Origin of the sequence: Diaphorobacter sp. HDW4A (assembly GCF_011305995.1) — a bacterium.
Taxonomy (GTDB): domain Bacteria; phylum Pseudomonadota; class Gammaproteobacteria; order Burkholderiales; family Burkholderiaceae_C; genus Diaphorobacter_A.
In genome coordinates this window covers 541,643-553,736 of record NZ_CP049910.1, presented here as the reverse complement: position 1 = coordinate 553,736, position 12,094 = coordinate 541,643, and the positions used below count along the sequence as shown (strand labels likewise).

At 63.2% G+C, this 12,094-nt stretch carries 13 protein-coding genes; 11 read left to right on the top strand and 2 right to left on the bottom strand.

What is annotated here, in order from left to right; genetic code table 11:
- The first annotated feature begins 123 nt into the window (after positions 1-123).
- The 5 genes from G7047_RS02495 (at position 124) to G7047_RS02475 (ending at position 4,481) form a co-directional block, all read left to right on the top strand.
- A complete protein-coding gene (locus G7047_RS02495; protein WP_166300409.1) occupies positions 124-468 on the top strand; it encodes a RodZ family helix-turn-helix domain-containing protein in 345 nt (114 codons plus the stop codon).
- Positions 455-1,738: a type II toxin-antitoxin system HipA family toxin gene (locus G7047_RS02490; protein ID WP_166300406.1), complete on the top strand. Its 1,284-nt coding sequence runs from the start codon at positions 455-457 to the stop codon at positions 1,736-1,738. Before G7047_RS02495 ends, G7047_RS02490 begins: the two co-directional genes overlap by 14 nt.
- A gap of 46 nt (positions 1,739-1,784) precedes the next feature.
- Entirely contained in the window at positions 1,785-2,564 is a 780-nt protein-coding gene (locus G7047_RS02485) for a hypothetical protein (RefSeq protein WP_166300403.1), read from the top strand.
- Positions 2,565-2,858: 294 nt separating this feature from the next.
- Positions 2,859-4,082, top strand: a complete 1,224-nt coding sequence (locus tag G7047_RS02480) for a Fic family protein (protein WP_166311822.1) — start codon at positions 2,859-2,861, stop codon at positions 4,080-4,082.
- Positions 4,083-4,088: 6 nt separating this feature from the next.
- A complete protein-coding gene (locus G7047_RS02475) occupies positions 4,089-4,481 on the top strand; it encodes a hypothetical protein (protein WP_166300400.1) in 393 nt (130 codons plus the stop codon).
- Positions 4,482-4,556: 75 nt separating this feature from the next.
- Here the strand turns inward: G7047_RS02475 and G7047_RS02470 are convergent, their stop codons facing one another.
- Positions 4,557-4,853, bottom strand: coding sequence for an AlpA family transcriptional regulator (locus G7047_RS02470; protein WP_166300398.1), 297 nt, complete (start codon positions 4,851-4,853; stop codon positions 4,557-4,559).
- 423 nt (positions 4,854-5,276) lie between these two features.
- Positions 5,277-6,101 carry an AcaB family transcriptional regulator gene (locus G7047_RS02465; RefSeq protein ID WP_166300396.1) on the bottom strand — a complete coding sequence of 275 codons (825 nt, stop codon included), beginning with the start codon at positions 6,099-6,101 and terminating at the stop codon, positions 5,277-5,279.
- A gap of 479 nt (positions 6,102-6,580) precedes the next feature.
- Here G7047_RS02465 and G7047_RS02460 point away from each other — a divergent pair, with 479 nt between their 5' ends.
- From G7047_RS02460 to G7047_RS02435, 6 genes are all read left to right on the top strand, one after another.
- Positions 6,581-7,138 carry a hypothetical protein gene (locus G7047_RS02460; RefSeq protein WP_166300393.1) on the top strand — a complete coding sequence of 186 codons (558 nt, stop codon included), beginning with the start codon at positions 6,581-6,583 and terminating at the stop codon, positions 7,136-7,138.
- Positions 7,139-7,203: 65 nt separating this feature from the next.
- Complete coding sequence (locus tag G7047_RS02455; protein WP_166299478.1) at positions 7,204-7,440, top strand: hypothetical protein; 237 nt, start codon at positions 7,204-7,206, stop codon at positions 7,438-7,440.
- A gap of 11 nt (positions 7,441-7,451) precedes the next feature.
- On the top strand, positions 7,452-7,775 hold the full coding sequence (locus tag G7047_RS02450) for a hypothetical protein (protein WP_166300391.1): 324 nt from the start codon (positions 7,452-7,454) through the stop codon (positions 7,773-7,775).
- Positions 7,776-7,850: 75 nt separating this feature from the next.
- Entirely contained in the window at positions 7,851-9,452 is a 1,602-nt protein-coding gene (locus G7047_RS02445) for an ATP-binding protein (RefSeq protein ID WP_166300388.1), read from the top strand.
- A 227-nt stretch (positions 9,453-9,679) separates the two neighbouring features.
- Complete coding sequence (locus G7047_RS02440) at positions 9,680-10,753, top strand: toprim domain-containing protein (RefSeq protein ID WP_166300386.1); 1,074 nt, start codon at positions 9,680-9,682, stop codon at positions 10,751-10,753.
- Positions 10,754-11,021: 268 nt separating this feature from the next.
- Positions 11,022-12,083 carry a DUF932 domain-containing protein gene (locus tag G7047_RS02435; protein ID WP_166300384.1) on the top strand — a complete coding sequence of 354 codons (1,062 nt, stop codon included), beginning with the start codon at positions 11,022-11,024 and terminating at the stop codon, positions 12,081-12,083.
- Positions 12,084-12,094 lie beyond the last annotated feature (11 nt).

The window sequence follows — 12,094 nt, the reverse complement described above, 5'->3', positions numbered from 1 at the left end:
GAAAAGAGGACTGAAACCGTTTCTAAAACGCATTAGAAGTCTTTAAGCCAACCTGAAGTTGACATCAAGACCATCAAGAAGTATGCTGAAACCAACCCAATATCAATCTAGATTGATTTCAACATGCCTCGCCCTCTTCAATTGAACCAGACCGCGCCTTTCGCGGTGAAGGATGGCGCCCAGCGCATCGGCGAACGGCTGACGCTGGCCCGCAAGCGCCGCCGGCTGACCCTGCGCGAACTGGCGTCCAAGGCGGGCATCAGCTACGACACCGCGCGGGCGGTGGAAGCCGGCAACTTGCAAACCGGCTTGGGGGCCTACCTGGCCATGCTGTGGGCGATGGGCCTGGAATCCGAGATTCAGGCATTTGCCGACCCCGAACGAGACGAAGAAGGCAAGCAACTGGAGATCACGCGCCTGCCGCAACGGGTCCGCCACCGCAAGGAAAACCTCGATGGCGAGTTCTGACCAGCGCGCCTACGTCTACCTCCAGTTGCCGCAGTCTATGGAGGTCGTGACGGCGGGGTTCTACGAACTGGCTTTCCCGCAAGGGGTGCCGACGGGCTCGTTCGTCTACAACCCGGCCTATCTGCAACGCACCGACGCGGTGCCGCTGGAGCCCTACGAATTGCCCCTGGCGCCCAGGCGTACGCAGACGGTCAAGCTCAAAGGCATCTTCGGCGCCCTGCGCGACGCATCTCCCGATGCCTGGGGCCGTCGCATCATCGAGAAGCACACCGGACGAACCGACCTCACCGAGGTCGACTACTTGCTGCACTCTCCCGAAGACCGCGCGGGCGCCCTGTCCTTCGGTCGCAACAAGCTGCCTCCCGCCCCGATCCGCAAGTTCAACCAGGTCATCCAGCTGGAAGCCCTGCTCGCCGCGGCCGAACAGTTCATGGAAGACGAGGCGGCTGGCCGGCCGGGCGTGCCGGAACAGATGCGCGAGCTTCTGCAGCCCGGCACCTCCATGGGCGGCGCCCGGCCAAAGAACGTGGTCGAGGATGCCGAAGGCTTGTGGCTCGCCAAATTCCCGGACAGGAGCGACAAGTGGAACAACGCGCGTGTCGAAGGCGCGATGCTTGCGCTGGCGCAGGAGTGCGGCCTGCGCGTTGCCAGGCACCGCATCGAGACGGTCGCCGGCAAGGACGTGCTGCTCGTGCAGCGCTTCGACCGCACGCTGACCGCTGACGGCTACCTTCGACATCGCATGGTCAGCGGCCTGACCGCGCTGGACGCGGAGGACTCGCATGGCGATCGGGCCAAGTGGTCCTACCTGCTGCTGGCCGACGAACTGCGGCGGCGCAGCGCACGATCGGCTCAAGACCTTGAAGAGATCTTTCGGCGCATGGTGTTCAACGCCCTCATCTCGAACACCGATGACCACCCTCGTAACCACGCCTTGATCGCGACCACGGACAAGTGGGAGCTGTCACCGGCGTACGACCTGACGCCCAACCCGCTCACCAGCGCCGAAAAGCGGGACCTCGCCATGACCTGCGGAAGCTTCAACCGCTACGCGAACCGCGCCAATCTGCTCTCGCAACATGCGCAGTTCAAGCTCTCCCTGGCGCAGGCAACAGACATCGTCAACCAGATTCAGCAGGTGGTGACGGCGCGCTGGCATGCGGCGCTACGGCAACAAGGCGCAACGCCCGCCGACTGCGACACGCTGGCCGGCGCATTCAACTATCCAGGCTTCGAACTGGATCCCGTCGTGGTGCTCGCAGATCAGTAGACCCACCCACCCGGCTCGTGCAATGTTCCAAAGGAAGGATGCGTCCATGCCCCCCTCACCCGAAGCACTCGAACAAGCCTGCGCGGACTACCGGCAGTATCTCCACGCGATCCTCGAGCCCGCGATGGCGGAACTGCGGGCCGATATCGCTGCGCGGAGCGTCCAGCTGCATCGGATCTTCGGCGCCAACCTGTTCCTCGCCCATGCCGTCGACTACATCCTGGCGATTCGCAAGACAGCCGGCCTCGATGACCGCAGGAGCGAGTTCGTCCGGCGTTTCGATGAACTGTTCTGCGTGGACGGCGCACGCCTCAGCAATCGGAAGTTCGAGCTCATCGATGCCATCAACAACGCGCTCAAGCACATCCGGCTCGACCCGGAGCGGTACCGTGCGCTCGAGCAGCGCTACGGCCCGATTTCCTTTCAGAGCCTCTACGAAGAAGAAGGGCGCGTGCTGTGCCTGCTGGAAGGCTACCGCTTTGACTACGTCCGTGTCGTGCTGCTTCCTGCTTGCCAAGCCTTGCTGAACTGGGCGTTCGAGACCACCGAGGAGGTTCTGGAATTCGCCCGCGGCGAGTTCCAGATCAGCCGCTGGTCTGCCGACGACGAGTTGATGGCCTCGGACGATCCGGCCGATGCCATTGATCAGATGATCGTCCGCTGCAACCCCGAGTGCCAGTACTGCGGCGAGCACGAGCAGGACTGCTACTGCGCGGAGTTCGTCTTCGAAGGCGAACAAGGTCGATTCGAACCGCTGTTCCACGCTGATTTCGACTTCGATACGGTCATGTCCAGGATTTCGGGGGCATACGCCCGGAACACATGAGACAGCCTCCGCCACCAGAGGCCAAGGACAAAGGACGAAGCCGACGCAGCGCTCGTCGCTGCAGGACGGAATCCCCCGGTCGCAAGACTAGGGGATTGTCCGTAGCCAGCCCGCTGGATCAGGCACGGGATACCCGAGGGACGCTCATCTCTCAGCGCCACCTCAAGCAGTTGAGCTCGCTACGTGTCCAGCACAGTGACCGGCGCTTGCGGCATTCTCACAGCATTAGTAAAATTTCTGGCACAGTTTTTTATTAGCAACAACCGCTATTTAAGCCGCCTTAACTTACGCGCCATGCCCACCAGCGACACCTCGCAAGACACCCTGCCGACGAATCCCAGAATCGGGCACTACGTGTCGACCGTGGCCTTCGACGAAACCGTCAACGCCTACGTTCCGCCCGCCCTGCCTCCTGAACCACCACTGGCACTCTCTGCGCAGTTGCTCCAGCGGTTGAGCGAGGCCGACCGGGCGATCGGCCGGCTCGATGGCGTGGCCATGCTGCTCCCGGACAAGGCGCTGTTCCTCTACATGTACGTCCGCAAGGAGGCGGTCCTGTCCTCGCAGATCGAAGGTACCCAGTCCACCCTGGACGATCTGCTCCAGTTCGAGAACGCGGCGCTGGCCGGCAAGCCGCTCGACGACATCACCGAGGTGTCCAACTACGTGGACGCGATGATGTACGGACTGGATGTCCTGCGTGACCCGAAGGGATTGCCACTGTGCCTGCGCCTGCTGCGGGACATGCACGCTCGTCTTCTTCAGAAGGGGCGCGGGCAAAACAAGAGTCCTGGCGAATTCCGCCGCTCCCAGAACTGGCTCGGGGGCACCCGGCCGGGCAATGCCCACTATGTGCCACCGCCGGTTGGCGAAATGGAAAAGTGCCTGGGAGACCTCGAACGCTTTCTCCATGACGATTCCGCCATCATCCCGCCGCTCATCAAGGCAGGCATGCTGCATGTGCAGTTCGAATCCATCCACCCATTCCTGGATGGCAATGGGCGTCTGGGCCGTCTGATGATCGCCCTTTTCCTGGTCGAGAAGAAGATCCTTCACGAACCGTTGCTGTACCTGAGCCTGTACCTCAAGACCCATCGGGAGCAGTACTACCGCTTGCTGCAGGACGTTCGGCTGCGCGGGGACTGGGAAACCTGGACAGAGTTCTTCCTCACCGGCGTGGCAGAGACCGCCAACAACGCCTATGAGAGTGCCATGCGCATCGTGGCCCTGTTCCAGACAGACAGGGAACGCATTGCAACCTGTGGCGAACAGACCAACTCCATGCTCCGCGTGCATGAACTGCTGCAAACGCACCCGTTTCTCAATGCCGCACAAGTCCAGCAGAAGGCCGGCCTCAGTGCGCCTACCGTCAACAAGGCCTTCGAGACGCTGGAGAAGCTCCAAATCGTGGGTGAGATCACCGGCAAACAGCGTGGTCGTGTCTATGCCTATACGGAGTTCCTGAAGATCCTGGAAAGCGGAACCGAGGTGCAGCCGCCTGCCCAGCCTGTGGGGTAGCCCATCATGAGCAAACTCACGCCCCGCGAGAAAGCCTCGCAGCGTTTCGCGTGGATCTTCTTCGCTGCAGGCTGCCTGCTGACAGGCGCGCTCCAGGCCACCGTGGGCCTGTACTTCACGCACCACTACTTCGTCGCGCACTTCCTACTCGGACTGTTTCTGCCCTTTGCCTTCTTCGGCATAGGCGGCATGCCCTTGACCTTCTGGATCGGGCTGGCGCTCACCGCCACTTGGCATTTCGGTTATGAGTTCTGGGAAGACCAGCTCGATCGCCCGGTCTACACGCTGGACTGGGATCAGATCATCTCCGGCGCCTTCGGCCTGGTTGCAGCTTGGCTGACCTACCGCGCGTGGAATCGCCGTTTTGATCGCAGCGCCGCCGCAGACCCAAACCAGTAGCACACCTTCAGCCGATAGGCCATCGGCCACCAGACTGAAGTCGAATCCAGACGGGTGACCGACCGGGTGTGCCGATCACCCGTCTGCCGCGCCATCGCCTCCTTGCGCTTCGATCCATGCACGGATGTCCTCCGCGCGCCAGGCGGTGATGCGCCCGGATATCTTGACGGGTGCGGGGAAGGTCTTCGCCCTGACCTTGCGCCACAAGGTCGAGTGCGAGAAGGGAAGGAATTGCAGCAAGCGCGCTTCACGCAGGAAGCCGGTTTGCGGCAGGACGGGCGGTGCGTCCTGGGAGACGCGTGCAGGCCTTGACGCCTGCCAGGACGGGATTGCGGTGGGCATGTTCGGTTCCTCATGGATGCCGAGGTTCATGACCCCCTCTGTCGCGATCGTGCTAGGCCAGGTTCGATACGATCGCTAGGGAAGCAAACACAGGACATGCCGTCGGCTTCCCGGGCGACGGCAAAAGGGCGAAATACACTCATGGCTGGCCTAGCGGCCCGCTTCGAAGAACAGGAGAAATGAACGATCTCGCGCTGGATCGGCGAGTCTCTTTCAGCAGGGCGGGTGACGTCCGCTACGTCCGGGCGTGACGGTCACGCCGCGAAGAACCAGGCCCTGCCCGCTTGCGGCGCGGGAAGGCATGACTGGTTCCGGTACGGTAACGCACGTCACGACAGCCACGCAACACCCCTTGCCACGCTACGGCACGACACCACACCCAAACGCCCTGTTGGCGCGAGAGATGGGTGGCGCAGGGCACACAAGCCGCCCAAGCAGCGGCCTCCACCGGGCTCAGTCATCGACCTCGGGACCGCTCTGCGCCTCGGGAGTGGGCGTCTCGAGCACCAAGGACTCAACCCGTTGATCGAGAGGCTCGTCCGCCACGGCGGTGAGCGTTTCAACGGTGCCCCGTTCGGCGAGATCGTCAGCCGCATCCGCGTCACCCTCATCATCCCCTTCAAGCCTCGCGCGCACAGCCCCAGGGGAAGCCGATGCGCCACCGGCAGCGGCCGCAGCCAGCGCGTTCATGCGACGGCGCAGCCCCGTTGCCAGGCTGCGCGCCGAGTTCGCCACGTCACGAACCTGGCGCTTGAGCGTTGCTCGCTGGATGTCGAGCGCCTGGGTGGTGATGACCTCGTGGATCTCCAGCGTCTGCAACAAGGGCATCAACTGGTCGAGCTTGCCGATCAGGTCCAGGTAGCGCCGGCCGGTCGAGGAGATGATCCCGACCTCGATTTCCAGGGCCTGCGTGTCGTAGGTGGCCGAACTCGTGATGCCGTTGGCCTGGAACAGCGCTTCCGCACCGTCGATGGCCTTGTTGAGCGCTTCGGCCACCGTGTCGATACGCGCCTTGATGGCCGCCTCGACCTTGGCCACGTCGTCCGAATCCAGGCGCGTGCGCGCCAGCACGGAAATGAAGTGGGCGTTGAGCTGCAAAGTGCTGAAGAAGCGCACGAACAGGCGCTTACCTTCGGCGCTGGTCAGACGCGTGACCACCTTGATGCTGGCGGCTTCGACGCGCCGGAAATCCACCTTCGCCTCGCGCGCCAGGATGCGTGCGTTCACCGCGCCTTCGTCGGTCTTGACGATCTGCGTGCCGGAGAATGTAGTTGCCATGGGGATACCTCTCTGCTGTCGACTTGACGCAGATCGTCCTCGCCTGGCAGGTTCAACTCCACCCGAATATCCCGTCCAAACCGCCCGAATTTGCCATCACCTGGTGGACTTCGCCGCCGGAAGGATTGACCGACCGAAGTCCGCGCGGCAATCTTCGACGCATGCAGTAGCTGGCCCTGCGCACCACCCTGGCGAGCCCTTGAGTCCACCGTGGATCACGCCGTGATCCCCGCCGCCATCGCTTTCCCGTTGGCGGCCGAGTCCCGCACCGAAACATGCTTTCGAGGCGGGAGCTCTTCGCTCCCGTGCCGAAAGCAGTTTTCTCAGCGGTAGCTGGCACACCGTCATCCGGCGGATCGTCCGCCCCAAGCCAGCCATTCTCTTCACCGGCCGATGTCCTTTGGGCATCGGCCTTTCCAACCCCGTGGGGCATTCGCCCCCTGGGTGCGTCGTGCCCCCTATTTCTTCAGGAGGCCACGATGTCGCGCACAAACCTTCAGCCGGTCACTGTCCGCACCGGCGACACACCGCTGCCGCCCCGCCATTTTCCCTATGTGGCGTACGCAGCGAACAACCCACAGGCGGTGGAGTACCAACTCGATACCAGCGGCGACGAGCCCGTCGAGTGGACGGAAGAAGACGTCGTCTTTCTCCATTGCCTGCTGCTCGACGAGTTGAACGGATTGGCAGACCCCGCCACGCCGCTCGAGGAAAAGCTCGACACCCTGCGCTGGGTCTTCACAGATCCGGACAAGGACGACAAGCCGTTTTCCTTTGCCAGTTGCGTGCGCGTCGTCGGCTGCAGTCCGCTGTCGACCTACACCTACTGCGGCCTGGTCGATCTGGAAGCCTTCCGCGACCTGCTGCTGTTCAACGTCCGGCGCTGGATGCGCGAGTCGCTCAACCGCTTTCCCCCCTGGGTGAGCGACGCGCTCTCGCACAACCTGCAGTGGGCCTCCACGCGGTTGAGCAAGAACCCGCAGTGGATCAACGAGCAAATCAAACGCAAGACCATGCAAGGCGACCTCTTCGTGTGAAAGCGACCCTTGCAACCCTTCTTCGAGGGCCTTTGCGGCCCTCATTTCGTATCGAAGGAGACGTCATGACGACGTTGAAAGACATCCTTGCCCTGCTGGCCATCCTGGCCTGCTACGGCATCGCCGGCCGCATGGACTACGACGACGCCGTGCGTCACGAAGCGTACATGCGCGGCAGAAGCATCGAACGGCTGGCCTGCGCCCATGACGTCCACCCGACGCGCACGTACGCGCCGCCGGCAGACCGCAACGCACTGGCAGCGGCCGCCCCGGATCGCGACTGCGAGATGACATCTTTTTAGGAGAGGCAATCATGCAATTGCACATTCACCGCCAGAACCCCGCCACCTTCAGCTCGCTGCAGCGCGTGCGTGGCCTGACTGAGATCGAGTTCCTCGTCAAGGAAAGCGAAGTCCTCACCGGCAACGCCGGCCGCGTCTTCGTGATCTCCGGCGCCGACCAGTTGGCGTACCGGGTGCGCTGGCACCCCGCGAACATCGAAGTCGAACGACTGGATGCCGACGGCGCGATTCTCGATACCCAGCACCTGCTGCCAGGTGACTTCGCGACGCACAGCGTCGTCGAGGCCCTGATGGCCGGTCAGCTCTACACGGCACCGGTGCGCACCGCGCACTGACCGTTCTTCATTCAACCTCTGGCGGGCCTGCTCCCGCGAGGGAAGCGGACCCGCTTGCACTCACAGGAGCAAGCCATGGAACACGTCCATGTCCGCATCAACGAAGAAGGAACGCTGCGCAACCAGCGCTACGCGTTCAGTGACCGGTTCACGCTGATCACCGAGCTGCTTCAAAACGGCCGCCGAGCCGGCGCGACGCTGATCGAGGTCAGCTACGACCCCATATCCCAGACCCTTCGGGTTATCGACGACGGTCACGGCATCGATGACTTCAGCAAGTTGCTGACGTTCAACGAATCGGGTTGGAATGAAGCCGTGCAGGCCGAGGAACATCCCTTCGGCGCGGGCTTCTCGCGCTGCCTGTACGCCTCGACGCGCTGCATCGTCACTTCGCGCGGCAAGCGCATCGACTTTGAAACCGAGAATGCCTTGTCGAAAGCGCCGATCGCGGTCGAGGAAGTCGGCGACGATCGCATCCCCGGGACGCGCATCGAACTCCACGGCGTGGACTTGCCGGACCTGGCGTCCCGCGTCGAAGAGCTATGCAAGGGATTCGCCGTGCCCATCGAGTTCAACGGCAGGCCGGTTCCTCGCATGCATGCGCTGACCGAGTTGCGTCTGCTGGCGACACCGATCGGAGACATCCACCTGATCGGCACACACAGCGGCCGGCACGCCTCGGGGATCGTGGCCTACCTGCAGGGCTTTCGCGTGATGACGCTGCCCAACTACGTCATCTACGACGAAGCACCAAACGTGGTTCATCTGAACTCGAAGGAGTTTCTCGCGCGCCTGCCCGACCGGGACACGCTGATCGACGCGGACGTCCAGGAGGTGAAGATCCGGGAACAAGTCCGGATGGCGTGGCGCGAAGCGCTCGTGCACCGTAAGGCGCAGCTGGCGTCCGCGGAGTTCGTCGAGGACTTCTTCGACGTCATGCGGTTTCACCGGCACCTGGATCTGCTCAACGATGCCTCGGCATTGCCGCGCCAGGTCTGCGAACGCATCGAGGGCTACCCCATGCAGTCGAACTCGCCTTATGGCTGCTACCTGCGCCAACCCCAAGCGCCCCTGAGCCGCGCTCAGGTCGAGCAAGAACAGGTGAAGCTGGTCAAGCTCGACTGGATGGACGGCACGAACAGCGCGAAATGGATGCTGGCACGGGCCAAGGGCTATGTCGTGCTGGGTAGCACGCAGTTGGACGACGGGCACTGGATTCACCCCTATCTCGTTGACTTGAACGAGCAGGCGATCGAGGTGACGGCAATCAATCAGCGCATCGAATCGTCCATCGAAACCGAGTGGCTCTCCGCCGAGGTCATCCTGTGCGATGAGGTTTCCGTGCGCATGGGCGAAGCGTCGGTCACCCTGACCGATGAAGGCCTGTACCACGAAGGCCGTTTCTACATCCCGAAAGGCGAACACTCCGGCCTCGTGGTCCAGCAGTGTGCGTCCTATGTCGACGACAACGACAGATCCTACGAATCGGACATGCATGCCGACATGGATGCGCTCGAACATCTGATTCGCCGCCTGCGCATGACCGATCCGGTCGAAGCGATGCGCTCGCTGCTCAAAGATCTGCAGTCGAACCGCTATCCGTGCCTGCACGGGCAGACCTTCCAGGTCCGCATCGAGCAGGACGCAGATGAGCATGCGGTCGAACTGATCGCGTGAATCGGGCGTTGCGGCGGGGGTGATTCACCCCTGCCCGTGGCGCTGATTTTTCAGGGGAGCGTGCGGATGCACCTCCCCCTGTCTTCAACGCTGGCCATTCGGCCACGTACCCAGCCCGCACGTCCGCCAGCCAAGGCGCTGACGTGCGTCTTGCCCAGTCCCGCATCCGAGTCTGTTCGCCTTCGCGATACGACCTTGCGCCTGGGCGTTTCTTCATGGAGATCACCATGACCAACGAAGAGTATCAGCGTCGCATCGACGACGCGAAGGCCCGGGCCCATGGCCGCTGGCCGGAGATCCTGCTGCACCTGGGACTGGAACCCCGGATGATCAAGAAACGCGCCAACATGCCCTGCCCTTTCTGCGGCGGCGAGGATCGCTTCCAGTTCACGGACAAGTTCCGCGAAGGCAACTATCACTGCCGAAGCTGCGGCGCCGGCGGCGGGTTTCAACTCGCACAGCAGGTGACCGGCATGGACTTTCATGACGTCCTGGTGGCGGTGGAGCGATACCTCGGCCTGAATCCAAGGCCTCAGGCGCCCCGCAGCAGCGAGCCGTCCGATGAGTACATGCGAAAGCTCGTGCGGCAGATTTGGAACGAGTCGCAGCCCATCAGCCATGGCGATGAGGTCGACCGCTACCTGACGTCGCGCGGATTGGCCTTCCCCGAGTACCCCTCGGTGCTGCGCTTCCACCCGAGACTGGCCTACTACCGCAAGGACGAACACGGCAAGTCGCGCAAGGTTGCCGAATATGCCGCGATGGTGGCACGCGTCGATGGCCCCGATGGGGAGATTCGGGCAGTGAATCGAATCTACCTGCCGAACGGCCGCAAGCTCGGCACCGACGACACCAAGAAGGTGCTCGGCTCCGGGATCGCCGGCCTGCCCGTCAAGCTGTTCGAAGCGACCGACGAGTTGGTGGTCACCGAGGGCATCGAGAAGGGGCTGGCGTTGCACCTTGCAACGAGCAAACCCACCTGGGCGCTGCTCGGCGCGGGCAATTTCGAGCAACTCGTGATTCCCGACAGCGTGACCCGGCTCTGGATCTACGGCGACAACGATGCTGATGGCGATTTCACGGGTCAACACTTCGCTTTTTCACTCGCGCGGCGCGCCAGACGAGAGCAAAAAGAAGGTGTCCGGCGTGAAGTCCAGGTGTTCATCCCGAAGTGTCCCGACGCCGACTGGTCGGACATCTGGTTTCGCCGCTGGCAGGCCCGGTTGCAGCAAGCCCAAGTGCGGGAGTCCCCGCCACGGCCTGCCGCGCGGGTGAAAGCCAAGCTCCGGCAAGCCGCATAACGGCCTTGAGGGTGCAGCCACGCGCTGCACCCGCCTTTTCAGTGGCATTCGCCTGGATGCCAGCGAAAAGGTTTTCCCCGGGAGCCCTGCTCCCACGGTAGTTGCCGCACCAGCCACGCCCCTGGCGTGACGAAGGCAGCCTTGAAGCCCATGCGCGACCTGTTCGCGCCGTCATCGGGCCAGCCATCCGGCCGGCCTTCATCAACCCCAGCGGGGACGCGCTCCCCGCCAGGGGTCGGCCGTCCCCGCCTTTCATTTGGAGATTCCCATGAAAAGTGGACGTACCCTCACCGCACTTGCCCAGGAACTGGATCGTCAGCTCGCCGGCAAGAAGGACTATGTGGTCCCCTCCCCGCTCGTGCACCACACGACGCGCGAAGACGGCGATACCGTGCTGGCAATCGACGCACCCGAAACGCCGCGTCCCTTCGAGGTCACGCCGCTGGCTCGCCGCCAGCTTGCCGACAAGCTGAAGATTCCGCTTGCCTACTTCGAGCGGATGCGCACGGAGCAACCGGCACTGCTCGACCGCAACGTCAACACGTGGCTGCAGCAAGAGGAGGCTCGCCCCATGCTGCGCACGCTCGATGGCCGGGTCCGTGCCGTGCTGTCGAACCGCTACCGCTGCCTCGACAACGTCGATCTCGCCCAAAGCGTCCTGCCCGTCCTGGGTCAATTCCAGGACGGCACCTTCGAATCGGTCGAGCTGACCGAGACACGGATGTACATCAAGTTCGTCCTGCCCCGTTTGCAATACGAGATGCGGGTGGGCGACGTGGTGCAGGCCGGCATCGTGGTCACGAACTCCGAAGTCGGCCTCGGCACGCTGGCCGTGCAGCCCCTGGTCTACCGGCTGGTGTGCAGCAACGGCATGATCGCCGCGGATCAGTCGATCCGCAAAACGCACCTTGGGCGGGCCCTGGGCAACGACGATGGCGTGACGATCTTCCAGGAGGACACGCGCCAGGCCGACGACAAGGCCTTCTTCCTGCAGGTGCGCGACGTCGTCCGCTCCGCGCTGTCCGAAGACACCTTCAGGCAGATCGCGATGAAGATGCAGAAGACGATGGGCATCGAGCTCAAGGCCAGCCCCGTGAAGACGGTCGAGGTGCTGCGCCAGCGCTACACGCTGAGCGAGGAGGAAGGCGACGGTGTACTCAACCATCTCATCAAAGGCGGCGACCTGTCCGGCTACGGCTTGGTCAACGCGGTGACGCGGTACAGCCAGGACGTCGAAGACTACGACCGGGCCACGGAATTCGAGGCCTTGGGCGGCAAGCTCATCGAACTGTCCGGCCGCGAATGGAAAGGTCTGGCCGAAGCGGCTTGATCCGATAGACG

Coding starts and splice junctions, on each gene's coding strand:
- G7047_RS02435 (WP_166300384.1), top strand. CDS start 11,022: ATGAAAAGTGGACGTACCCTCACCGCACTTGCCCAGGAACTGGATCGT.
- G7047_RS02455 (WP_166299478.1), top strand. CDS start 7,204: ATGACGACGTTGAAAGACATCCTTGCCCTGCTGGCCATCCTGGCCTGC.
- G7047_RS02495 (WP_166300409.1), top strand. CDS start 124: ATGCCTCGCCCTCTTCAATTGAACCAGACCGCGCCTTTCGCGGTGAAG.
- G7047_RS02490 (WP_166300406.1), top strand. CDS start 455: ATGGCGAGTTCTGACCAGCGCGCCTACGTCTACCTCCAGTTGCCGCAG.
- G7047_RS02450 (WP_166300391.1), top strand. CDS start 7,452: ATGCAATTGCACATTCACCGCCAGAACCCCGCCACCTTCAGCTCGCTG.
- G7047_RS02465 (WP_166300396.1), bottom strand. CDS start 6,101: ATGGCAACTACATTCTCCGGCACGCAGATCGTCAAGACCGACGAAGGC.
- G7047_RS02440 (WP_166300386.1), top strand. CDS start 9,680: ATGACCAACGAAGAGTATCAGCGTCGCATCGACGACGCGAAGGCCCGG.
- G7047_RS02475 (WP_166300400.1), top strand. CDS start 4,089: ATGAGCAAACTCACGCCCCGCGAGAAAGCCTCGCAGCGTTTCGCGTGG.
- G7047_RS02445 (WP_166300388.1), top strand. CDS start 7,851: ATGGAACACGTCCATGTCCGCATCAACGAAGAAGGAACGCTGCGCAAC.
- G7047_RS02480 (WP_166311822.1), top strand. CDS start 2,859: ATGCCCACCAGCGACACCTCGCAAGACACCCTGCCGACGAATCCCAGA.
- G7047_RS02460 (WP_166300393.1), top strand. CDS start 6,581: ATGTCGCGCACAAACCTTCAGCCGGTCACTGTCCGCACCGGCGACACA.
- G7047_RS02470 (WP_166300398.1), bottom strand. CDS start 4,853: ATGAACCTCGGCATCCATGAGGAACCGAACATGCCCACCGCAATCCCG.
- G7047_RS02485 (WP_166300403.1), top strand. CDS start 1,785: ATGCCCCCCTCACCCGAAGCACTCGAACAAGCCTGCGCGGACTACCGG.